We start from the raw sequence: 22,586 nt of genomic DNA, 5'->3' as shown, positions 1-22,586 counted from the left end.
ATCCCATGCGCAGCACCGACCTGACCGACCTCCTCGTCGAGGATCACCGGATCCTGGACCGGCTCTGCACCGAGCTGGACCTCGGGCAGGGCAGCCCCGAGAACCGCAAGGACCTGGCCGACCACCTGCTGGCCACGCTCGCGCGGCACACCGTCGCCGAGCAGCGGCACCTGCCCGGCGCGGCGGGCAGCAAGCAGCTCGCCGAGGCCGACGACCTGATGCGGCGGCTGGAAGGGGCCGGACCGCAGGAACCCCGCTTCGAACGCCTGCTGAGCGCCCTGATCCGCGCCGTCCGGCGGCACACCAGGGAAGACGAGCGCGGCGTCGTGGACAGCCTGCGCGCGGCCCACAGCGCCGACGAACTGCGAGAGCTGGGCGAACAGGTCGTGAAGGCCCGTCGCGCCGCGCCGACCTCACCCCACCCCGCCACCTCGGACCGCCCGCCCGGCAGCCAGGTGCTGATGTCCGGCCCCGGCTTCGTGGACGAGATCCGCTCCGCCGTCGACCCCGGCTGACCTCACCGGTTTTGCTTACCGCGAAAGGAAAAAACCGGACCTCGCGACAGGAGGTCCGGTTCTTTCCTTCGAGCTTTGCGGTTCTACGGCGCCGGCGTCACCGTGGGAATTCTCCAGGTATCCACGGCGGTAGCTGACCCGGGCTAGCCGCGGAAGGTGTCCGGGTCGAAGCCGGTGCGGTGATCGGCGTCGAGCTTGCCGATCGCCTCCAGGTCGTCGCCGGAAAGCTCGAAGTCGAACACGTCGATGTTCTCGCGGATGCGCTCGGGCGTCTTCGACTTGGGGAAAACGATGTTCCCGAGCTGCAGGTGCCAGCGCAGCACCACCTGGGCAGCGGTTTTCCCGTGTTTCGCGGCCAGCTCGGTGAGCACCGGGTCCTCCAGCACCTCACCCTGCGCGAGCGGGCTCCACGCCTCCGTGGCGATGCCGTGCGCGCGGTGGTAGGCACGCAATTCCGTCTGCTGCAACGCGGGGTGCAGCTCGATCTGGTTCACCGCGGGCACCGTCGCGCTCTCCTCGGCCAGCCGTTCGAGGTGCGCGGTCTGGAAGTTCGACACGCCGATCGCGCGCGTCTTCCCGGCGTGCAGCAGCTCTTCGAAGCCCTGCCAGGTAGGCACGTACCTGTCCTGATGCGGCAGCGGCCAGTGGATCAGGTAGAGGTCCACCTGCTCGAGCCCGAGCCGCTGCAGGCTCCCTTCCAGCGCGGTGATCGCGTTGTCGTGGCCGTGCGCGTCGTTGGCGAGCTTGGTGGTGACGAAGACTTCCTCACGCGGCACACCCGACTGGCGGATGCCGTCCCCGACACCCTGTTCGTTGTCGTACAGCTGTGCGGTGTCGAGGTGCCGGTAACCCGTTTCGAGCGCAGTACACACCGCCGCGGCGGTGTCCTCCGGCGGGATCTGGAAGACCCCGAACCCGAACTGCGGGATGCCGACGCCGTTGTTCAGCTCGATTTCCGGGACGTTCCTGGTCTGAGCGGTCATGGTCCCGGCCTACCCGGGCCCCTCGGCGGTGAAACGCGCTGACCCGATCAGGTGGCCGATTCCTCATTCCTGGCGGGATTCCCGGCGGGCGAAATCGCCTCGGCCAGCGTCTCGTGGATCGTCAGGTGCAGGGCGGCGTCGGTGACCTCCAGGCAGCGCCGCACCCCGTGCGCGGTGCCGGACACCACCGTGAGCGACGGGTCGCGCTCAGCGGCGCCGCAGAGCACGCGAATCCCGGCGCAGCCAAGGAATTCGACGCGGGAGAGGTCGACCACCACCCGCTCGCGGCCGGCCTGCGCGGTGACCAGCGCCTCGTCGAGGGCGGGAACGCTGGCGGCGTCGATGTCACCGACGGTGGTCAGGACCAGGACGCCGTCGCGGCCGGTGATGGTGACCGTCAGCTCGGTGGGCGCGGAGAATACGGAGAATCGGGCAGTCATGGTGCGCTCCTTCCGCAGGTATCTGCTGGGGGCGCTGACCGGAGCACATATTTTGAACAACAGCCAACCACTATGACCGTACGCCGCTGAGGGCGCAGGTCAACTCGAACCACCCGCCGAGGCGAATGCCCGCTTCCGCACGTGGAGGCCCGGATCGATCTTCCCCCACGGCACCCCGCCGGACCCGGGGACGGGCCTCGCGGGCGCGGGCGCGCTGCACCGTCCGGCCGGGGTCTGCGTCCCGGCACCGTCACGGTTGTCTTTCGTCACAACAGTTTTCACGGCCACGCCCGGTTCGGCGAGCGCGCACCGGTGCTGACTCCACGACGGTGGGCAGCCCCGCGAACGCCTCCCCCGAGGTGGCCGTGACGCGCCCCGTACTCGCGCGTAGCCCACCTGATGTGGCGTGCGAGGAGTCCTTCGCCGGCGAACCCAGTCTCAGCAAGGGAAGCAGCGTTTTCGAGAACGATCCGGCGGATCCAGCCTGGCCCGCGCGGTCAACGCTGCGGCAAACGTTCGGCGAAGCGGAGGTGGCAATCGTCCCCGAGTGGCGGCTCGCAGGCAGCGAGGACAAGCTCGGCGCCGCTGCGCAGCCGGGCGTGCGCCGCGTTGAGCCGGCTGGTCGCTTCCCCGGAGTGATGGCCGAGTCTTCGCGCCAGTTCGGCGGACCGGTCGAAGCACCGGATCGCGAACGGATAGTCGTGGCGCTGGTGCGCGGCCAGGCCACGGTTGCTGAGCGCCTGTTGAAGGATCACGCGGTCGCCACTCACCGTCGCGGCGGTCACCGCGCGCTGCGCGTGGACTTCCACGTCGGCGTACGTGCCGGTGCGCAGTGCGATGGTGCTGTGCAGGAACTCGGCCCGGCCGGCGGTGCGGAAGCGCGCCCGGCGGCACCTCCCCGAGATCGGGCCGGTCGGTGCGCGGGTGTCGGCCGCCGCTTCGGCCAAGGTTCGCGTGATCGCGTCCAGCCGTCGCATCCCCGGCTCGGCGGCGAACAGGCCCATCGCGAGGAGCAGGTCGATCGCGGTGCCCAGCAGGCCCGCGGCACCCAGCTCGGCGACCCGGGCGCAGGCCGCCAGCACGGTGTGCCCGGTTCTCGAAACCCAGTCCCGGGCCGAGCGCAGATCGGTGATCGGCGGGCCGGGATCGGGCAGCCGGCGCCAGCCGAGCACGTCGCCGGCCGGATCGCCCGATGCAGCGCACGCGAAGGCGGTGCGGGCGGTGGCGAGCAGCTGCGACAGCAACCGGTCCAGCGCCGCTGTCTCCTCGGCCTGATCCCGCTGGAGGCCGCGGCCGAAGAGGACCAGCAGTTCGTGGATGCGGAACCGGCGGGTGAACGTTTCCTCCAGCAGGCAAGCGTCGATCAGGGCGTCCAGCCGTGCTTCGGCCACGTCCTCGTCGACGCCGAGCACGGCCGCCGCTTCCCGCAGTGTGAACTCCGTGCCGGCGACTGAGGCCAGCAGCACGAAGTCGTGCGCGAGCGGTGGGACGAACTGCCGGTGCACCACCTCGAAAACCGCCTCGACGGCCAGCGGACCGGCCCGCAGTTCGGTGAGCCGGCGGCGCTCGTCGTCCAGGCGGTCGACGATGGACCGCAGAGTCCAGTGCGGTCGTGCGGTGAGGCGCGACGCCACGATGCGCACGGCCAGCGGGAGCCGTCCGCAAGCGGCAACGAGATCCTGCGCGGCGATCGGTTCGGCTGCCAGCCGGCCGGCCCCGACACTCCGGCCCAGCAGGTCGAGCGCGTCGTCGGAGCCGAAGACGTCCAGTCTGGTCTAGGCGTGCAGCGGATCTACAGAGCTTCTTCGTCCGCAGGCGCTCTTCGGCGATCGGCTGTTGATCGGACGTGGATCGGCGGCCGTAGGCTCGCAGGGAGCTTCGGAAAGGTCTGCCGGTGCGGTGGGCTGAGGAACTCCGACGCTCATACAGCGCGGCATTGCCGGGCTGGAGCCGGTCCGGGAGTCCCCGAAGCTGCTTGCCCCTCGGCCGGTCCGGCGGATCCGCTCGCGGGCCGGGTAAGTCCGGGCACGGGGCGAACGGATCCAGTCGCGGGCCGAGGGGTTCCGCTCGCGGCACGGGCGGACCCACTCGCCGGGTGAGCGGGGTGCCCCGTGGGGCGAGCGGGTCAGTCAGTCGTGCATCACGAGCGGGTCGGTCAGTCGTGCATCACGAGCAGGTCGTGAGTCAGTCGTGCATCGCGAGCTTGGTCAGCTCGTGATCGAAGTCGAACCAGCGGGCCTCGTCGCCGGCGGGGATCTCGTCGTAGGTGCGGTCGAGGAAGTCGGCGAGTTCGCTGGCCTGGGCTTCCAGCACGGCGGAGCCGTCGGGGGCGTTCAGCTCGACGATCACGCGCGACGGGTCGGCGGCCGGGCGGACGCGGACGTCACCGTCGCCCGCGGGGGCGATCAGGCCGTCGGCCAGCAGGTCACGGCCGAAGAGCCAGCGGACGACACCCGGGCCGGCGTGGTAGCCCACGGCGATGGCGTAGGGGTCCGACGGGTCGTACTCGAGGTCGGCGCGCACCGGCAGCGGGATGGCCCCGAACGTGCGCAGTCCGAAGATGACCGTCGCGCGGACGGCGGGGCTCTCGGTGCCCATGGCGGTACCTCCTTGATTCGTTCTCGGGGTCTAACGTGAATGTTCCTCTATGAGTAACGCGCCGTAAGACTACGAGCTGCCCGACAGTCGATCTTTCACCCCTTTGGTGGAGACCTATGTCTCACACGCTCACTCATCGGCATTAGTGACCACTCGAAAGGGAGTCCTGGCGACTGCCGCTCCGGGCGACGCGCACTTCAGCCATGGTGAGCCCCGGCCCCGGCCCGGCCAAGCGATCGCGACGAGGGCCACAGGGCTCACACCCGGAAAAACGCATTCCGCCCGCGCGCGTCGCCGAGGACGGCGGCGGCCAAAGGGCACGGCAGGCACACCAACGCTCGGCCCGACGGACGGAGCGGGCGTGCAGGCCGGCCGAGTGGTCAAGACCAGTAGCCAAGACCAGCGGCCACCGGCTACGGCCATCCCCGCCGCGGCTTGCCCTCGCAAAGCTCGGCTCAGTGCCCAGCCGCAGTCCCCAGCCCGGCCCCGGCAGTGGTCCAGACCGGACCGGGCCGACCCCCACGCCGGCCCGGCCACAAGCCCGGACTCACCCCGGCCCGGCCGTGGTCCAGACCTGATCCGGCCCCGTCCGGGTCCCAGTCACTCCCCCCGGCTCCACTCCTCCACCCGCACGCCCATCAGCTCCGCCGCCGCCCGCAGCTCAGCGCGGACATCGCCGGGAACCGCGTGCACGTGGTTGGCCCCAAACCCGGACAGGAAGGTCGGTGCGGGCACGTCGAGGCGGGCGAAGGCGTGGGGCCACTCCGGGGTCGACGACGCGGCCAGCGCGGCGTTCGTCGCGTCGTCGTAGGACTCGAAGTCGCCCTGGAAGAGCTGGAGGCGGTAGTCGCCCGAGAGGCGGGTCAGGCGGGCGAGGGTCATCGCGCCCGGTGCGGCGATGTGCTGCACCGAGGCGCCGCCCGCCGGGAAGAAGAACACCTCCGGGTACAGGTGCACCTTCGCCAGGTTCTCCGCCGGGTCCGCGCTGCGCGCCGCGAACCACGTCGCGTGCTGGCCCGAATTGCACAGGTCCCAGATGTCCCGGTCGGCGTGGTAGTGGCGCACGTCCGCGAACAGCACCGGCGTGCCCGTGATCCGGTGCATCAGCTGCATGGTCAGCGCGCCGTCCATGTCCGCCTCCGTGGCGGTGACGTGCACGGCCTTGGGCCCGTTCCAGTCGTACGGGTCGTTCAGGAACGCCTCCGTGACGTCCATCGTCGCGAAGTTCTCGGTCAGCTCCGGCTGGCCCTTGATCCCGGAGAAGTCGATGCCCCGCTCCGCCACGATGTCGCGCACCGCCAGGTACGAGCGGATCTGCCGCTCCAGCAGCTCGGGCGTCAGCTTCTCGCCGTCGTAGTGCACGGTCGCCAGGCGCTCCAGCCACTCGCGCGCGCCGGCGGCCTCCGCGGCGTCGGCCCGTTCCGAACGCAGCACCAGCTCGTACTGGTCGATCTCCTCGACGTCCACGCCGAACTGCCGCATCCACTGGTCGGTGTTGGCCACGGCCGTGTTCATCCCCATCGGCCGCCCGCCGAACCGCCCGAACGTCGAACCGCGCAGCGACGCCACCGCCGACGCCGCCCGCGCCCGGACCCCGATCTCCGCGATCAGCGACGCGTCGTCCGGCGCGCCCCACAGCCGGGTGTGCGCGCGGCCGATCTGGTCCAGCGCGCCCCCGGCGGCGAGCATCCCGACCAGCCCCGGCTCGGCCGGGTCCGTGCTGGCGACCAGCAGCAGCGGGCTTGTGGTCGCGTCCGCCGCGAGCATCGTGAAGTGCGGGAAGCTCCACACCGCGTAGTAGAACACCGTCACGTCCACGCCCGCGGCCGCGACCTCCCGCGCCGCCGACGTGGCGACGGTGTTCGTCGCCACCAGGTCGCCGACGACCACCTCGTGCCCCGCCGCTTCCAGCGCCGCGACGAAACTGTCCCGTTTGGACCGGATGAACCCGGTGTTGCGGCGGTGCACGTGGTCGCGCCCGTCGGAGATGGCGAGGACGCCGATTCGAGCCATGCTTGCCCCTCTGCTCAGCCGCGGCCGGACGCCGCGTGCGCGCCGTTGTCCTTGCTCACTCTGCTCAGCCTCGGTTGAACTCTTCGTACACCGCGGCCGCGTTGTCCTTGGTCACCAGCCGGGTGCCGAGCGTCTGCGTCTTGGCCACCGGCTGGCAGTCGATGAGCAGTTTCTTGGCCGCGGCAACGGCTTCCGCGCCGCCCGTCGGGTAGACGAACGTCGCCGACAGCCGCCCGGCCTCCACCGCCTTGATGCCGCCCTCGGGCACGGGCAGCCCGTCGATGCCGACGATCGGCAGGTCCGGCTTGCCCGCGTTCTGCGCGGCCAGCCGCGCGCCCTCGGCCATCGGGTCGTTCTCGGAGAAGATCGCCTGCGCGTCCGGGTGCGCCTTGAGCAGGGCGTCGGCCTGCTGCTGGCCCTTGTCCCGCAACCAATCCGCGTCCGCCGTGCCGATGATGCTCACGTTCTTGCCCGCGATGCCCTTGTCGAAGCCGTCGCTGCGCTCCTTGGCGGGTGTCGCGCCGGCGAGCCCCTTCAGCTCGACGATCTTTCCGCCCTGTGGCAGCAATTTCTCGGCGAAGAACTGGCCCGCCTGGCGCCCGATGTCCACGTTGTCCGCGCCGATGAACGACGTGTACGCGTCGCCGTCCACCTTCCGGTCCAGCACCAGCACCGGGATGCCCTGGTCGTAGGCCTGCTTGACGACGCCGGTCAGCGGCGTCGCCTCGTTGGGGCTGATGATCAGCAGGTCGATCTTCTGCGTGAGGAACGTGTTGACCTGTTCCACCTGCTTCGAATTGTCCTGCGCGGCATCGGAGTAGTGGACGGTGAACTGCGGCACGCCCGCCGCCGCCTTGCGGATGTCGTCGTCCATCCGCACGCGGTACGGCTCGGCGAGGTTCGCCTGGCTCATGCCGATGGTGAACTTGCCGCCGGGCCCCTTGCAGGCCTTGGGCGCGGGCGCGGTGCCGGACGACGCACCGGGCGCGTTCTCGTGGGTGGTGCCGCAGGCCGCGAGGGCCATCCCGGCGGCCACCAAAACCGCCATCCGGCGGGTGTTCTTGGACATCAGCTCCCCTTCCCTGCCTGAGAATCTGCCTGAGAATCCGTGGGCGGCGCGGCCGGCGCCCGGGCCCCGGCCGCGCCGAGCGACGCCGGCCGCAGCCGCTGCAGGCCGGCGGCGAACACGATCACCACGCCCACCACGATCAGCTGTACGTTGGAGTCGACGTCGTTGAGCTGCAGGATGTTGTCCAGCACGCCGACGAGCAGCGCGCCCGCCACGGTGCCGAGGACGGACCCGCGCCCGCCCGAGAGGCTGGTCCCGCCGATCACCACGGCGGCGATCGCGTTCAGCTCGTAGCCGACGCCGTCGTTGGGGCCGCCGAAGTTCAGCTGTCCCGCGTGGACGATCCCGGCCAGCGCCGCGAGCAGCCCGCAGATGCCGAACACGAGCACCTTCACCCGGGTCACCGGCACGCCGGACAGGCTCGCGGCCCGCTCGTTGCCGCCGATCGCGTAAACGTGCCGGGAGAACGCGCTGACCCGCAGCAGCACCATGGCCAGCACGGCGACCACCACGAAGATCAGCGCCGGGATCGGCACCACGCCGCCGAACGTCCGCTCGCCCAGCAGCGAGAACGGCACCGGCGCCTGGCCCTTCCCGTCGCCGTAGGTGATGGACACGCCCTCGCCGCCGGACCACATCCGGGCCAGCCCGCGCGCGATCTGCATGCCGGCGAGCGTGACGATGAACGCCTGGATGCGGAACCGGGCGCTCGCGATCCCTTGCAGCAGGCCGAAAACCAGGCCCATCGCAAGGATCAGCAGCACCGCCGGGACGAGTCCCCAGTCGTCGGCGGTGAGCAGCTCCGCGATGCCGACGCTGGCCAGCCCGACCACCGAGCCGACGGACAGGTCGATCCCGCCGACCAGGATCACCAGGGTCATGCCGACCCCGATCACGCCGATCTCGGAGATGGCGCGCACCACGCTGAACAGGTTGTCGGCGCCCAGGAACACCAGGCTCCCGCCGTACGACGGGGAAAACGCGACGGCCGCGGCGAACACGATGACCAGCCCGAACACACTCTGGAACCGGAACAGCACCGCGACAGCCTTCACTGGACATCTCCCATCGACGCCGCGAGCAGTTCCGCCTCGCCGGCCAGCGCGGTATCCAACTCGTCGACGCTGCGGCCGCCCCGGAGCACGACCACGCGGTCGCACACCCCGACCAGCTCCGCGGGTTCGGAAGACGCCAAGAGCACGCCGACGCCGGTCCGCGCGATTTCGCCGAGGATCCGGTAGATCTCGGCCTTCGCGCCGACGTCCACGCCGCGGGTCGGCTCGTCGAGCAGCAGCAGGGCCGGCTCGGTGAGCAGTGCCCGGCCCAGCACGACCTTCTGCTGGTTGCCGCCGGACAGCGCGCCGACGGGGTCGGCCAGCGAAGTGAGCTTCACGCCGAGTCGCTCCGCCGTCTCACGCGCCCGGCTGCGCTCGCGGGCGGCGGGCACGAGGCCGAACCGCGCCATTCCGTCCACAATAGACAGCACGGTGTTGGCCAGCACCGAGTGCTCCAGCGCGAGCCCGGAGACGCGCCGATCCTCCGGCACGTACGCGACGCCGGCCCGCAGCGCCGCGCGCGGCGACCGTGGACGGAAGTCCTTGCCCCGCAAGCGAACCGTGCCACTCCGGGCGCTCTTCGGCCCGGCGCCGTACAGCGTCTCCAGCAGCTCCGTGCGGCCAGAGCCCAGCAATCCGGCGACGCCGACGATCTCGCCCGCCCCGACGCGCAGGCTGATCCCGGCGGGCTCACGCCGCCCGGCGCGGGGCCGGACCACGAGGTCCGCCACCTCCAGCACGTCCTCGGTCGCCGTCGCGCGGGTCTCGGCGTGGAACATCAGGTGCACCGGGCGGCCGACCATCGCCTCGGCGGCCTGCGCCGCGGTCAGCTCGCGCGCGGCGAACTCGGCAACCACTTCGCCGTTGCGCAGCACCGTCGCGCGGTCGGCGACGCGGCCGATCTCCTCCATCCGGTGCGAGATGTAGACCACGGCCACGCCGTCGCGGCGGAGCTGGTCGATCACCGCGAACAGCCGCGTCACCTCGTGCGGGGACAACGCCGAAGTCGGCTCGTCCATGATCAGGATCCGCGCGTCGAGCGAGAGCGCCTTGGCGATGGTGACCAGCTGCCGTTCGCCGGTGCGCAGCAGCTCCACCGGCGTGGCCGCGTCGAAGCCGACGCCCGTGCGCGCCAGCAGCTGCCGGGTCTCGGCCACCATCCGGCGGCGGTCGAGCACGCCGCGCGTGTGCGGCTCGCGGCCGAGGAAAACGTTCTCCGCCACGGAAAGCGCGGGCACGAGGTCCAGCTCCTGGTGGATCATCGCGACGCCGGCCCGCTGCGCATCGGCGGGCCGGGCGAACCGGACCGCCTCCCCGGCGATCCGGATCGTCCCCTCGTCGGCGGCCACTTCACCGGAGAGCACCTTCATCAGGGTGGACTTGCCCGCCCCGTTCTCCCCGAGCAGCGCGTGCACCTCCCCCGCGTGCACGGTGAAGTCCACCGAGCGCACCGCACGCACCCCGCCGTAGGCCTTGCTGACGCCGGCCAGCTCGACCAGCGCGACGCCGTCGTCGCCCATTACCGCCCTCGCCCCTCGGCCGCTCGCGCCGTCCGGTCACGAGCGGGCGTCGTCGAGAAATCGATTACCGGTGAACGTAGGTCCACCCGGAAGGGTGTGTCAAGGGTCACCTCCCGAACGGCCGAGAGCTACGGAAAACCGCCGGCACCGCGGCGAGGACCGCGGAAAACGTTCCGCGAGATCCACAGCCGCGGCCGCCGGGGCGTCACACGTTCGTGAAGTCGGGCAGCCGGAGCGCGGTGTAGGCCGGGCGGCCGGTGTCGGCGGGCAGGGAGGTGAAGTCGCGGAGGGCGGCATTGCGCTGGTCCAGCGCCTCGGCCGTGGTGGGCAGGAGCGTGGCGCCGCCACCGGTGACCAGGGCCTGGTTCAGCTCGACGAACGGGCGGGTGTCCTGCTCGTAGGCGGCGAACGCGCTCGTGTGGTCGCCGGCGGTGGCCAGCGCGCCGGCGAGCATGTACGCGCCGACCAGGGCGAGGCTGGAGCCCTGGCCGCTGAGGAACGACGGGGCGTGGGCGGCGTCGCCGACCAGGGCGACGCGGCCGGCCGACCAGCGGGGCAGGTGGATCTGGCTGACGACGTCGAAGAAGAGGTCGTCGGCGGTGCGCATGGCTTCGACCATGCGGGGGATCACCGCCCAGTCCTCGCCGGCGAAGACCGAGGCGACCAGCTCGCGCTGGGCGGCCGGGTCGCGGAACGCGTCGAACGGCGGTTCGGGGCGGGCGAAGTTGAGGAAGCCGTGCAGTTCGTCGCTGTCACCGACGGCGTAACGGATCGCGGCCCGGCCCGGCGTGTTCCAGACGACGCCCTCGTGGGACAGGCCGAAGTCGTTGGGCATGGTGAAGCCGGCGAAGCAGTAGCCGAGGTAGTGGTGGAACTGTTCCTCAGGACCGAAAACGAGGGCCCGGACGCCGGAGTGCAGGCCGTCGGCGCCGACGACGAGGTCGAACGTGCGCCGGGCGCCACTGCGGAAGGTCACGTCGACGCCGCCGGCGTGGTCGTCGAGCGTGGTGATGCTGTCGTTGAAGAGGAATTCGACGTCGTCGCGGACGGCGCCGTAGAGGGCCTGGGTGAGGTCGCCGCGGGGCACCTCCAGGTCGCGGCCGTCGACGCTGCCGGTGAGGACTTCCGGGCGGATCGAGGCGACCGGGCCGCCTTCGGGGTCGAGGAAGGTGATCCGGCGGCCGTCGATGTGGGCGGCGCGCAGCTCCGGCAGCAGGCCCATCCGCTCGACCACGTCCAGTGCCGTGCCGCGGACGTCGATGGGGTAACCGCCGCCGCGCGGGGTGCCGGCCTTTTCGACGACCGTGACGTCGAAGCCGTAACGGCGCAGCCAGTAGGCCAGCGCGGGGCCGGCGATGCTGGCGCCGGAGATCAGGACCGAGCTCATTTCCGCTCCTCGGGTTCGGCAGCCACCAGGTAAGGTAGCTAACTTAGGTATGTTTCTCCGTTGACTGTATACCTAAGTTAGGTAAATAAGGAGTGAGCCGGACGGTGAAAATCCGGCCGCCACCCCGTCGCCGGCCTGAACGGCGGATGGCCGCCACACAGCGTGGCGGCGAAGACCCCCTGTCCGCCCCTTACTCTCGGGCCTTCCCCAGTCGCCCCGCGCTAGCTTGTTCGGTGTGATTTGTGGCGAACCTCGCGCGAACGGCGGTCGGACCCGTGTGGTCCAGGCCGCTTTTTGGCTGGTTCCCACAATCCAGCGGCTCCGGCATGCGCCATGCACGACATTGGTGTACCGGCGGGTAAGGGAGCAGGGTGTAAGCAAGTGCAGGCGACGATCCGGGGGCCGGACGTCGCCTGCTGCGCGTGGGTACATGGGAGGCTCAGTCGGTGTTCAGTCGTGTCGCCATCGTGAACCGCGGGGAGGCCGCGATGCGGCTGATCCACGCAGTCCGGGACCTTTCCGCGGAAACCGGGGCGCGGATCGAGACGGTCGCCCTCTACACCGATGCGGACCGGTCCTCGACGTTCGTCCGTGAGGCCGACCTGGCCTATCCGCTGGGCCCGGCCTCGGCCCGTCCCTACCTCGACCTCGCCGTGCTGGAGAAGGCACTGGTCGAGACCAAGGCCGACGCCGCGTGGGTCGGCTGGGGCTTCGTGGCCGAGGACCCGGCGTTCGCCGAGCTGTGCGAGAAGGTCGGCGTCACGTTCGTCGGCCCCAGCGCCGAAGCGATGCGCAAGCTCGGTGACAAGATCGGCGCGAAGCTGATCGCCGAGGAGGTCGGGGTCCCGGTCGCGCCGTGGAGCCGCGGCGAGGTCGCGAGCCTGGACGCCGCACTGCGCGCCGGCGACGAGATCGGCTACCCGCTGATGCTCAAGGCCACCGCTGGCGGCGGAGGGCGCGGCATCCGCATGGTCGCCTCGGCCGAAGACCTCACCGACGCCTACGAGCGCACCAGCCAGGAGGCGCTGCGCGCGTTCGGCAGCGGCATCGTGTTCCTGGAGCGCCTGGTCACCGGCGCGCGGCACGTCGAGGTCCAGGTGATCTCCGACGGCGAGACGGCGTGGGCGCTCGGCGTCCGCGACTGCTCGGTGCAGCGGCGCAACCAGAAGATCATCGAGGAGTCGGCGTCGCCGGTGCTCTCCCCCGAGCAGACCGCCGAGCTGAAGGCATCGGCCGAACGGCTCGCCGTGGCCGTGGACTACCGCGGCGCCTGCACCGTCGAATTCCTCTACCACCCCGGGGACAAGCTGTTCGCCTTCCTCGAGGTGAACACCCGGCTCCAGGTGGAGCACCCGATCACCGAGATCACCACCGGCACCGACCTGGTGCGGCTGCAGCTGCACGTCGCCGAGGGCGGCAAGCTGGAAGGCCCGCAGCCGGCGGAGTCCGGGCACGCCGTCGAGGCGCGGCTGAACGCCGAGGACCCGGACCGCGACTTCGCCCCCTCCCCCGGCCACATCGCGCGGCTGCTGCTGCCCGCGGGCCCTGGCATCCGCGTCGACACCGGCGTCAGCGAGGGCGACACCATCCCCGCCGACTTCGACTCGATGATCGCCAAGATCATCGCCTACGGCAGCGACCGTAACCAGGCACTGGCCCGGCTGCGCCGCGCGCTCGGCGAGACCACGGTGATCATCGAAGGCGGCGCCACCAACAAGAGCTTCGTACTCGACCTGCTCGACCAGCCCGAGGTGATCGACGCCAGCGCCGACACCGGCTGGATCGACCGCGTCCGCGGCGAGGGCAGGCTCGTCACGCACAAGCACTCCGCGATCGCGCTCGCCGCAGCCGCCATCGAGGCCTACGAGGACGAGGAAGAAGTCGCCCGCCAGCGGCTGCTGTCCACCGCGCGCGGCGGCCGCCCGCAGGTGCAGCACGAAAGCGGCCGCCCGCTGGACCTCAAGCTCCGCGGCGTCGGCTACCGGGTTTCCGTGGCCCGCGTCGGGCAGAAGCGCTTCCGCGTCGGCATCAGCGGTGGCGGCGAGGTCTGCCCGGCCGACGTCGAGATCGACCGCTTCGACGCCCACAGCGGCCAGATCACCGTCAACGGCAGGCGTTTCCGCCTGGTCACCGGCACCCACGGCCCGGTGCACCTGGTCGAGGTCGACGGCGTCACGCACCGCGTCAGCCTCGACGAGGGCGGCGTGGTCCGCTCCCCCGCGCCCGCGCTGGTGGTCGCGACACCGGTCGCCGTCGGCGATGAGGTGGACGGCGGCGCGCCGATCCTCGTGCTGGAAAGCATGAAGATGGAGACGGTGCTGCGGGCGCCGTTCCGGGCCCGTGTGCGGGAGCTGCCGGTGTCGATCGGCAGCCAGGTGGAGACGGGCGCGGCGCTGCTGCGCTTGGAGCCGCTGGCCGACGAGGGCACCGAGGACGCCGCGGACGAGGCGGCCGCGACCGAGGCCGTCGAGATCGACCTGCCCGCCGAGCCCACCGCCGTGTCGGCCGCCGACCGCGCCGAACGCGGCCTGCAGGACCTGCGCAGCCTGCTGCTCGGCTTCGACGTGGACCCGTACGACCAGCGCCGCGTGCTGACCGGCTACCTCGCCGCGCGCGCCGAGCTGGGCGAGTCCGGCCGTCCGCTGATGACCGCCGAAGTCGATCTGCTGGGCGCCTTCGCGGACCTGTCCGAGCTGACCCGCAACAAGCCGGCCGGCGAGGACATCAGCGCCGAGCGGCCGGTGCACAGCGCCCGCGAGTACTTCCACTCCTACCTGCAGAGCCTCGACGTCGAGCGCGCCGGGCTGCCGGAGACCTTCCAGGGCCGGCTGCGGCGCGTGCTGGGCCACTACGGCGTCCCGGACCTGGAGCGCACACCGGAGCTGGAGGAGGCGGTCTTCCGCATCTTCCTGGCCCAGCAGCGGGCCTCGTCCGACGTCGCGATCGTCTCGGCGCTGCTGCGCCAGTGGCTCACCGAGGCGCCGCCCGCGGAGTCGCTGCGCGAGGAGGCCGGCCTGGCGCTGGAGCACCTCGTGGCCGCCACGCAGGTGCGGTACCCGGCGGTCAGCGACCTCGCCCGCGGCGTGGTGTTCCGCTGGTTCGCGCAGCCGATGCTGCGCCGGGCCCGCGCGGAGGTCTACGCCGGCGTGCGGCAGAGCCTGCGCCACCTCGACCGGCACCCGGACTCGCCGGACCGCGCCGAGCGCATCGCCGCCATGGTCGCAGGCTCCGAGCCGCTGGTGCGGATCATCGGCCAGCGCATCGGCAGGCCGGGCACCGACCCGGCGCCGCTGCTCGAAGTGCTGACCCGCCGCTACTACGGCAACAAGAGCCTGTCGGGCATCCGCTCGCGCGACGTCGCGGGCTGCACGTTCGTCACCGCCGAGCACGCGGAGCCGGCGCGGGTGGTCACCACCGCCGTCGACTTCGCGCAGCTGCCCGACGCCGTCCGCGCGGTCGGCGAGCTGGCCGGGGACGCCGCGCCCGGCGCGCACGTGGTCGCCGACGTCTACGTGCGCTGGGCCGGCCAGCCGGACGCGGACGCGATGGCCACCCGCCTCGGCGAGGTGATCGCGGCGCACCCGCTGCCCGAGCGCGTCGACCGGATCACCACCACCGTGGCCGGGGGCGACGGCGCGGTGTTCCACCACCACTTCACCTTCCGCCGAAGCACCGAGACCACGGGGAACGGCAGCGGCTTCGCCGAGGACCGGGTCATCCGCGGGCTGCACCCGCGCGTGGCCGAGCGCATGCAGCTGCAGCGGCTCCAGGAGTTCGACCTCACCCGGCTGCCCTCGTCGGACGAGGAGGTGTACCTGTTCAAGTGCGTCGCCAAGGCCAACCCGGCCGACGAGCGGCTGGTCGCGATGGCGCAGGTCCGCGACCTCACCCCGCTGCGCGAGGCCGACGGGCGGCTCGTTTCGCTGCCGTCGGCCGAGGACACCCTCGCCGGGTGCCTCGACGCCATCCGCAACGTGCAGGCGCAGCGGCCGGCGAAGAAGCGCTTCGACACCAACCGCGTCGTCCTGTACGTCTGGCCGCCGAGCGAGCTGACCATGGACGAGCTGAACCTGCTCGCCCAGCGCGTCCTGCCGACCACGGCGGGCGCGGGCCTGGAGGAGATCCTCTTCCTGGCGCGGCGGCGCGACCGGGAGACGGGCGAGCTGACCGAGGTGGCCGTCACGATCCGCAACGACGTCGGCTCCGGCGTGCGGCTGGCGGTGGGCAAGCCGTCGTCCGAGCTGGTGCAGCCGCTGGACGGCTACCGGCAGAAGGTGCTGCGCGCGGCGCGGCGCGACACCGTCTACCCGTACGAGCTGACCGGGATGCTGGCCGGCGCCGGCAGCTTCGTCGAGCACGACCTCGACGACTCCGGCGCGCTGGTGCCGGTGGACCGGCCGCGGGGCGGGAACAAGGCCGCGATCGTCGCGGGCGTCGTGCGCACGCCGACCAAGCTGGTGCCCGAGGGCGTCGAGCGTGTGGTGCTGCTGGGCGACCCGACGAAGGCGCTGGGCGCGCTGTCCGAGCCCGAGTGCGCCCGCGTGATCGCCGCGCTGGACCTGGCCGAGCGCAAGCAGGTGCCGCTGGAGTGGTTCTCGATCTCCTCCGGCGCGCGGATCTCGATGGACTCCGGCACCGAGAACATGGACTGGGTGGCGGCCGCGCTCAAGCGGATCATCGAGTTCACCCAGGGGGGCGGCGAGATCAACATCGTCGTCGCCGGGATCAACGTGGGCGCGCAGCCGTACTGGAACGCCGAAGCCACGATGCTCATGCACACCAAGGGAATCCTGGTGATGACGCCGGACTCGGCGATGGTGCTCACCGGCAAGGACGCGCTGGACTTCTCCGGCGGCGTGTCGGCCGAGGACAACTTCGGCATCGGCGGCTACGACCGGGTGATGGGCCCGAACGGGCAGGCGCAGTACTGGGCGCCGAACCTGGCCGGGGCACGCGACGTGCTGATGTCGCACTACGACCACACCTACGTGGTGCCGGGCGAGCCCGCACCGCGCCAGGCCGTGACGACCGACCCGGTGGGCCGCGACGTCTCGGGCTACCCGCACGCGATCGTCGGCAGCGACTTCACCACGGTGGGCCAGATCTTCTCGGCCGAGCACAACCCGGACCGGAAGAAGCCCTTCGACATCCGCACGGTGATGCGCGCACTGTCCGATCAGGACCACCCGGTGCTGGAGCGCTGGGCCGGCATGGCGGACGCGGACACGGCGGCGGTGCAGGACGTGCACATCGGCGGCCGCCCGGTGTGCCTGCTCGGCATCGAGTCGCGCTCGGTGCCGCGCCGCGGCTTCCCGCCCACCGACGGCCCGGACACCTACACGGCCGGCACGCTGTTCCCGCGCTCGTCGAAGAAGGCGGCGCGCGCGATCAACTCGGCCAGCGGCAACCGGCCGCTGGTGGTGCTGGCCAACCTGTCGGGCTTCGACGGCTCCCCGGAGTCGATGCGCAAGCTGCAGCTGGAATACGGCGCCGAGATCGGCCGCGCCATCGTCAACTTCGACGGCCCGATCGTGTTCACCGTGATCTCCCGCTACCACGGCGGCGCGTTCGTGGTGTTCTCCAAGGCGCTGAACCCGAAGATGACGGTGCTCGCCCTGGAGGGCTCGTTCGCCTCCGTGCTCGGCGGGGCGCCCGCCGCGGCGGTGGTGTTCGCCGGTGAGGTGAACACCCGCACAGCGAACGACCCGCGCGTGGCCTCGCTGCAGGCCCGCCTGGCCGAGGTCAGCGGCGCCGAGCGCGCGGCGCTGACGGCGGAGCTGGCCGAGGTCCAGTCCGGCGTGCGCGCCGAGAAGCTGGGCCAGGTGGCGTCGGAGTTCGACCGGGTGCACAGCATCCAGCGCGCGGTCGAGGTCGGCTCGGTGGACGCGATCATCAGCGCGGCCGAGCTGCGGCCGCGGATCATCGAGGCGATCGAGCACGGCCTGAAGAGCTGACGCGGCGGGGGGCTTGCTTGTCGCCCCGCCGTTCCGAAGTCCCTGAAGGCCACCTTGAGGGCATGTAGGACCCTCAAGGTGGCCTTCAGGGGGACACCGGCCCAAGACCGGCGCCGGGTGGGCGCTCAGGAGTCCCGGATCCGCCAGCGGTCGAGCGCCTGCTCGTCCAGCTCGATGCCGAGCCCGGGCCGGGCCGGCACCGCCAGCTCGCCGGCCGCGCTGACCGTCACGGGCTCGGCCAGCATGAAGTCGCGCCGCCGCGGCGTCCAGCCCGGCGGGTCGAACGGGAACTCGAAGTACGGCCCGCCGCCGGCCCCGGCCGCGACGGCCAGGTTCGCCAGCACGCCGATGCCGTTGGTCCAGCTGTGCGGGGTGAACGCGCGGTGCTTGAACTGCGCCAGCTCCGCCAGGGTCCGTGCGCGGTGCATGCCCACGGCGAGCACGACGTCCATCTGGTAGACGTCGAGCACGTCCTCTTCCAGGCAGCGCAGGAGTTCCGGCACCGAGTCATGCATCTCCCCCGCCGCGAGCCGGACGCCGGGGTTGTCGGCGCGCAGGGTGCGGAAGCCGTCGAGATCGTGGTACGGCAAGGGTTCCTCGACCCAGAACACGTCCAGCTCGGCGAGCCCGCGCACCAGCCGGCGCGTCGCGACCAGGTCCGTCGCGGGCGCGGTGTCCCCCGCCATCCGCCACGACTGGTTGAGGTCGACCATGATCTCGAAGTCCGGCCCGAGCGCGTCCCGCACGGCGGCGACCGTCGCCACGCCCTCGGCGGCACGGTCGCGGTCGATGCGGATCTTCATCGCGCGGAACCCGGCTTCGCGCGCCTCGAACGCGGACTCGACGCGTTCCGCCGGCGGCTTGAGCTCCGCCGTGGACGCGTACACGGGCACCGACCGCGCGGCGTTGCCGAAGAGCGTGGCGACCGGCAGGCCGGCGACCTTGCCGATGATGTCCCAGAGCGCGACCTCCAGCGGCCAGTAGCGGCCGCCGTGGAAGTTGGCCGTCTCGATGGCCTTGACGTGCCGGACGATGTCCAGCGGGTCCTCGCCGACGAACAGGTGCTTGACGGCGTCGAAGCCCGCCATGGTGTCGCCGGACCCGATGCCGGTGACGCCGTCGTCGGTGTGCACCCGCACGATCGTGGCGTCGAACTGCCGGCGCGGCTCCGGGTCCCACGCCGCGCGCAACGGCGGGTCCAGCCGCAGCCGCAGGCGGTCGAGCGTGATGTCCGTGATCTTCATTGTGCCCCTTCGCTTCCCTCCCGAAGCTACGAGCGGCCCTCTCGCGACGGCAAGCCACGCGGGCGGATCGCAATGCGCGTTGCGCTGGGGCCAACTCGCTTACGCTGCTCCCCATGGACCGCCATCCCGGCCACGGCCTGCGCCGCGACCTCGACCTGCTCGAAGCGCTGGCGTCGGAAGAAGGCCAACGCGCGGGCGGGCTCGGCGTCGTCCGGCTGGCGCAGCTGACGGGCCGGGAGAAGAGCCAGGTCTCGCGCGCGCTCAAGGCGCTGGCCGAGGAGGGTGTCGTCGAGCGCGACCCGGACACGCTGGAGTACCGCATGGGGCGCCGGCTGTTCTCGCTCGTCGCGCGAACGGTGGAGGACCGCCTGGCGCGGGCCGCGGAGCCGGTGATGCGCGCGCTGTCGGCGGACCTGGAGGAGACCGTTCACCTGTGTGTGCTGCGGGACCAGGAAGTGCTGACGCTGCTTTCGGTCTCCGGGCACTCGTTCCGCGTGCGCGGCTGGGAGGGCCGCGGCGTCCCGGCGGACCGCACGTCGGCCGGGCGCGTCCTCCTGCTGGACGCGACGCCCGACGAGCTGTACGTGCGTTTCCCGTCGCTGGCCGATCTCCCGGCTCTGTGGGCGAAGGTCCAGGAGGCCCGGGCGCACGGTTTCGCCCGTGTGGAGGAGGAATTCGAGCCCGGCCTGTCCGGCGTCTCCGCGCCGATCCGCGACTTCCGAGGCCGGGTGGTGGCGGCGCTGAACGTGTCCGCGCCGCACCACCGGGTGGCTCCCCGGCTGACGGCCGCCGGCCTGGCCACCGCGACTGCCGCGGCGACGGTGTCGGACCATTTGGGCTGGGCGGCTGGGCCGTCGCCGACCCGGCTGACCTAGGGTTTTTGGCTCAGGGGTTGAGTTTGAGCAGTCGTTCGGCGTTGCCGTGCGCGATCTTGTGCCGGTCGGTATCGCTGAGCGCGGCCCCGGCGAACGCGGTCGTGGCCGGCCCGGTGAACTCGTAGGGGTAGTCGATCGCGAACATGATCGCGTCGGCGCCGATGGCCAGGATCGCGCCGGCCAGCGCCGCCGGGGACTGGACGCCGCTGATGGTGATCAGGATGTTCGTGCCAACGTACGCCGACGGGGCGCGGTCCAGGCTGCGTCCCGGGTCGAGGGTCGCATAGCGCGAGTCGAGGCGGGAGATCATGAAGGGCAGGTACTCGCCCATGTGCCCGAGGATGAGGTGCGCGCGGGGGTGCCGGTCGAAGACGCCGGAGTAGAGCAGGCGCAGGGCGTGCCCGCCGGTCTGCGCGCCCCAGGTGAAGGTCGGGCCGATCAGCTCGGCGCACCCGTCCAGCACCTTCCACTGCTCGGCCGGGGGCGAGCCGGGGTGGAGGTAGAGCGGGACGTCCAGGTCCTCCAGCGTCGTCCAGAACCGTTCGTAGACCGGGTCGTCGAGGTAGCGGCCCTGGGTGTGGTCGTTGACCAGCGCCCCGCGGAAGCCGAGTTCCTCGACAGCCCTGCGCAGCTCGGCGGTCGCGGCGTCCGGGTCCTGCATCGGCAGGGCCGCGAAGCCGGCGAACCGGGTCGGGTGCTCGGTCACCACGGTCGCGAGGTAGTCGTTGGCGAACCTCGCCGCGGCGACCGCGTCCTCGGCCGTGAGGTCGGCCTGGATGCCGGGGGCGGTGTGCGACAGGACTTGCATGTCCACGCCGTAACGGTCCATCTCGGGCAGCCGCAGCTCGGTGAAGTCGGGCAGCCGCAACGCGACGTGCCGGCCGAAGTCGTGGCTGACCGGGATGGGCCCGAGGTCGGTCAGCCCCGGATGGCGGTCGCTGAGCCGGGGAATCGAGAAGGCTTCCTCCAGCGCGATCAGTCGCATGTCGTGCTCCCTTGTGGATGTTCGCGGTGCCTGCCCTCCATCGTCGATCGGGAACGCCGGGCGCGTCCAACGAACGATTCCGCTGCTTCGATCGACGTCGGCGATACTGCCTCGCATGGAGCTTCAGCAGCTGGCCTACTTCATCGCGGTCGCGGACGAGGGCAGTTTCACGCGTGGCGCCCAGCGCGAACACGTGGTGCAGTCGACGATGTCGGCCGCGGTCGGGCGCCTGGAACACGAGTTCGGCCAGTCCCTGTTCCGCCGGATCGGCCACCGCATCGAACTCACGACGGCGGGCGGGATCCTCCTGGACCGGGCCCGGGCCATCGTGGGCGCGGCCCAGGACGTCCGCCGCGAACTCGACTCGCTCGACGGCGGCCTGCACGGCACCGTCACCCTCGGCACGGCGTTGTCCACCGGCACGTTCCCGCTGGCCGAGGTGCTCGGCGCGATCCGCCGGGAGCATCCGGGCATCATGCTGCGCGTCCAGTTCTCGCCGCTGAAACTCGACCGCCACCTCGACCGCATCGTCGACGGGACCTTCGACCTCGCCCTGATCCCCGAACCGGACACCGCGGTGGCTTCGATCGGCCTCCGTCCGGTCGGCACTCTCGACCTCGTCCTGGCCGCGGCCCCGGGCACGCCGCTGCCGGACGGGCCACTGCGGTGCGCCGACCTCGCCGGGTTCCCCTTCATCGACTTCCCTGCCGGCTGGGCCAATCGCACCCGCACCGACCAGCTCTTCGAAGAGGCGGGCGTCGAACGCGACGTCGCCATCGAGGTCGCCGACACGGCCATGGCCCTGGACCTGGTCCGCGACGGCCTCGGGATCGCGTTCCTCCCCCGCCGCCTGACCGAGGGCCGCCAGGACCTCCGGACCGTCACCCTGGACACGCCCACCCTCAGCCGGGTCCTGGTCCTGGCCCGGCTCGACCGCAAGCAGAGTCCGGCGGTCGAGACTGTGCACCAGGCGTTGCTTGAACGGGCGGCCGAGGTCGGGTGAGGTGGGCGGCGTAATCCGGGCTGTCGCCGGGAAAAACGGGGGGTGGCAGGTCCACTGTGGACCTGCCACCCCGGTTCCGGTCAGTCTTCCGTGTCCTCGGCCAGCACGCCGTAGATCCGGCGGCGGGCCTCGTTGAGGACCTTGCGAACCTCGGCGAACTGGGCGTCCGTCCCGGTGTAGGCGACCTGCCCCGCCGCGCCGGAGAGGTCGCCGAGCTGCTTGTAGAGCGCGTGAACCCGGTCGACACTGGGGTCGTCATCGGCGACGCGGGACTCCCACAACCCCGCGAACTCCTCTTCCCGCCCGGCGACGTGCTCACGTCCGGCCTCGGTCAGCTGCACGACGCGGCGGCCGCCCGACGCGTCGGACCGGACGAGGCCCTCGTCCTCGAGCTGCTGCAGGATCGGGTAGATCGACCCAGGGCTGGGCCGCCACTCTTCGTTGGTGCGGCGGCGGATCTCCTGCATGATCTGGTACCCGTGCATGGGCTCCTCGGTCAGCAACGCGAGCACCGCGGGCCGCACCGGCCGGGCCGGGCCGCGAGTACCGCGGCCCCACGGACTCCCGCCGCCACCGAACATCCCCCGCGGCCCACCGGGACCGCCCGGCCCACCCAGCCCGCCCGGTCCGCCCGGTCCACCGGGAAATCCCGGGAACCCAGGGAAGCCGGGCCCTCCCGGCGGCGGGGGCGGCGGCGGGAACCCGCCCGGCCCCCGCGCCGCGTCGTGCCCGAGCGGGAAGCCTTCAGGCTCTTCGTGCTCCCCGTCCCCGAACGGGAACCCACCCGTCCGGGGATCGCCCCCCGGCCCGGACGGAAACCCGCCCGGCCCGTGGTGCCCACCGTGGCCGAAGGGAGACCCACCGGCACCGTGAGGTCCGTGCCCGAACGGGAAGCCACCGGCACCATGAGGCCCGGGGCCAAAGGGGAACCCACCCGTCCGGGGA

At 71.9% G+C, this 22,586-nt stretch carries 16 protein-coding genes; 4 read left to right on the top strand and 12 right to left on the bottom strand.

Annotated features, from left to right (window positions below; all coding sequences use genetic code 11):
- The first annotated feature begins 5 nt into the window (after positions 1-5).
- The gene (locus OG943_RS04355) at positions 6-515 is read left to right on the top strand and encodes a hemerythrin domain-containing protein (RefSeq protein WP_328608363.1); all 510 of its coding nucleotides are present in this window, start codon (positions 6-8) and stop codon (positions 513-515) included.
- Between the two features lie 143 nt (positions 516-658).
- Here the strand turns inward: OG943_RS04355 and OG943_RS04350 are convergent, their stop codons facing one another.
- The 9 genes from OG943_RS04350 to OG943_RS04310 form a co-directional block, all read right to left on the bottom strand.
- The gene (locus OG943_RS04350) at positions 659-1,498 is read right to left on the bottom strand and encodes an aldo/keto reductase (RefSeq protein ID WP_328608362.1); all 840 of its coding nucleotides are present in this window, start codon (positions 1,496-1,498) and stop codon (positions 659-661) included.
- A 47-nt stretch (positions 1,499-1,545) separates the two neighbouring features.
- A complete protein-coding gene (locus OG943_RS04345; protein ID WP_328608361.1) occupies positions 1,546-1,938 on the bottom strand; it encodes an STAS domain-containing protein in 393 nt (130 codons plus the stop codon).
- Between the two features lie 497 nt (positions 1,939-2,435).
- Complete coding sequence (locus OG943_RS04340) at positions 2,436-3,572, bottom strand: hypothetical protein (protein ID WP_328608360.1); 1,137 nt, start codon at positions 3,570-3,572, stop codon at positions 2,436-2,438.
- 550 nt (positions 3,573-4,122) lie between these two features.
- Positions 4,123-4,536 (bottom strand): SsgA family sporulation/cell division regulator, encoded by a 414-nt coding sequence (locus tag OG943_RS04335; RefSeq protein ID WP_328608359.1) that lies wholly within the window; start codon positions 4,534-4,536, stop codon positions 4,123-4,125.
- Between the two features lie 600 nt (positions 4,537-5,136).
- Entirely contained in the window at positions 5,137-6,549 is a 1,413-nt protein-coding gene (locus tag OG943_RS04330; RefSeq protein ID WP_328608358.1) for an L-fucose/L-arabinose isomerase family protein, read from the bottom strand.
- A gap of 64 nt (positions 6,550-6,613) precedes the next feature.
- Positions 6,614-7,618 (bottom strand): substrate-binding domain-containing protein, encoded by a 1,005-nt coding sequence (locus OG943_RS04325; protein WP_328608357.1) that lies wholly within the window; start codon positions 7,616-7,618, stop codon positions 6,614-6,616.
- Complete coding sequence (locus OG943_RS04320; RefSeq protein WP_328608356.1) at positions 7,618-8,673, bottom strand: ABC transporter permease; 1,056 nt, start codon at positions 8,671-8,673, stop codon at positions 7,618-7,620. The genes OG943_RS04325 and OG943_RS04320 overlap by 1 nt, the downstream gene beginning before the upstream one ends.
- The gene (locus OG943_RS04315; RefSeq protein ID WP_328608355.1) at positions 8,670-10,193 is read right to left on the bottom strand and encodes a sugar ABC transporter ATP-binding protein; all 1,524 of its coding nucleotides are present in this window, start codon (positions 10,191-10,193) and stop codon (positions 8,670-8,672) included. Before OG943_RS04315 ends, OG943_RS04320 begins: the two co-directional genes overlap by 4 nt.
- A 205-nt stretch (positions 10,194-10,398) precedes the next feature.
- Entirely contained in the window at positions 10,399-11,580 is a 1,182-nt protein-coding gene (locus OG943_RS04310; RefSeq protein ID WP_328608354.1) for an FAD-dependent monooxygenase, read from the bottom strand.
- Between the two features lie 446 nt (positions 11,581-12,026).
- On the opposite strand from OG943_RS04310, the gene OG943_RS04305 reads away from it, so the two are divergent.
- Positions 12,027-17,534, top strand: a complete 5,508-nt coding sequence (locus OG943_RS04305; RefSeq protein ID WP_328608353.1) for an ATP-binding protein — start codon at positions 12,027-12,029, stop codon at positions 17,532-17,534.
- Positions 17,535-17,659: 125 nt separating this feature from the next.
- Here the strand turns inward: OG943_RS04305 and OG943_RS04300 are convergent, their stop codons facing one another.
- Positions 17,660-18,778 (bottom strand): mandelate racemase/muconate lactonizing enzyme family protein, encoded by a 1,119-nt coding sequence (locus OG943_RS04300; RefSeq protein ID WP_328608352.1) that lies wholly within the window; start codon positions 18,776-18,778, stop codon positions 17,660-17,662.
- A 113-nt stretch (positions 18,779-18,891) separates the two neighbouring features.
- On the opposite strand from OG943_RS04300, the gene OG943_RS04295 reads away from it, so the two are divergent.
- Positions 18,892-19,653 (top strand): IclR family transcriptional regulator, encoded by a 762-nt coding sequence (locus OG943_RS04295; protein ID WP_328608351.1) that lies wholly within the window; start codon positions 18,892-18,894, stop codon positions 19,651-19,653.
- A 10-nt stretch (positions 19,654-19,663) separates the two neighbouring features.
- Here OG943_RS04295 and OG943_RS04290 read toward each other — a convergent pair whose 3' ends face one another.
- Entirely contained in the window at positions 19,664-20,638 is a 975-nt protein-coding gene (locus OG943_RS04290) for an amidohydrolase family protein (protein ID WP_328608350.1), read from the bottom strand.
- Between the two features lie 115 nt (positions 20,639-20,753).
- Between OG943_RS04290 and OG943_RS04285 the strand changes: the two genes are divergently transcribed.
- On the top strand, positions 20,754-21,641 hold the full coding sequence (locus tag OG943_RS04285; protein WP_328608349.1) for a LysR family transcriptional regulator: 888 nt from the start codon (positions 20,754-20,756) through the stop codon (positions 21,639-21,641).
- A gap of 80 nt (positions 21,642-21,721) precedes the next feature.
- Here the strand turns inward: OG943_RS04285 and OG943_RS04280 are convergent, their stop codons facing one another.
- Complete coding sequence (locus OG943_RS04280; RefSeq protein ID WP_328608348.1) at positions 21,722-22,153, bottom strand: PadR family transcriptional regulator; 432 nt, start codon at positions 22,151-22,153, stop codon at positions 21,722-21,724.
- Positions 22,154-22,586: the final 433 nt, after the last annotated feature.

The organism is Amycolatopsis sp. NBC_00345, from assembly GCF_036116635.1.
Lineage (GTDB): Bacteria > Actinomycetota > Actinomycetes > Mycobacteriales > Pseudonocardiaceae > Amycolatopsis.
Note: the sequence above shows the minus strand (reverse complement) of the source record. Positions and strands in the feature narration are given on the sequence as shown.

Bases quoted from the DNA above. Each gene is read 5' to 3' on its own strand.
- OG943_RS04300 (WP_328608352.1), bottom strand. From the start codon at position 18,778: ATGAAGATCACGGACATCACGCTCGACCGCCTGCGGCTGCGGCTGGAC.
- OG943_RS04330 (WP_328608358.1), bottom strand. From the start codon at position 6,549: ATGGCTCGAATCGGCGTCCTCGCCATCTCCGACGGGCGCGACCACGTG.
- OG943_RS04355 (WP_328608363.1), top strand. From the start codon at position 6: ATGCGCAGCACCGACCTGACCGACCTCCTCGTCGAGGATCACCGGATC.
- OG943_RS04325 (WP_328608357.1), bottom strand. From the start codon at position 7,618: ATGTCCAAGAACACCCGCCGGATGGCGGTTTTGGTGGCCGCCGGGATG.
- OG943_RS04350 (WP_328608362.1), bottom strand. From the start codon at position 1,498: ATGACCGCTCAGACCAGGAACGTCCCGGAAATCGAGCTGAACAACGGC.
- OG943_RS04295 (WP_328608351.1), top strand. From the start codon at position 18,892: ATGGACCGCCATCCCGGCCACGGCCTGCGCCGCGACCTCGACCTGCTC.
- OG943_RS04310 (WP_328608354.1), bottom strand. From the start codon at position 11,580: ATGAGCTCGGTCCTGATCTCCGGCGCCAGCATCGCCGGCCCCGCGCTG.
- OG943_RS04290 (WP_328608350.1), bottom strand. From the start codon at position 20,638: ATGCGACTGATCGCGCTGGAGGAAGCCTTCTCGATTCCCCGGCTCAGC.
- OG943_RS04345 (WP_328608361.1), bottom strand. From the start codon at position 1,938: ATGACTGCCCGATTCTCCGTATTCTCCGCGCCCACCGAGCTGACGGTC.
- OG943_RS04285 (WP_328608349.1), top strand. From the start codon at position 20,754: ATGGAGCTTCAGCAGCTGGCCTACTTCATCGCGGTCGCGGACGAGGGC.
- OG943_RS04335 (WP_328608359.1), bottom strand. From the start codon at position 4,536: ATGGGCACCGAGAGCCCCGCCGTCCGCGCGACGGTCATCTTCGGACTG.
- OG943_RS04315 (WP_328608355.1), bottom strand. From the start codon at position 10,193: ATGGGCGACGACGGCGTCGCGCTGGTCGAGCTGGCCGGCGTCAGCAAG.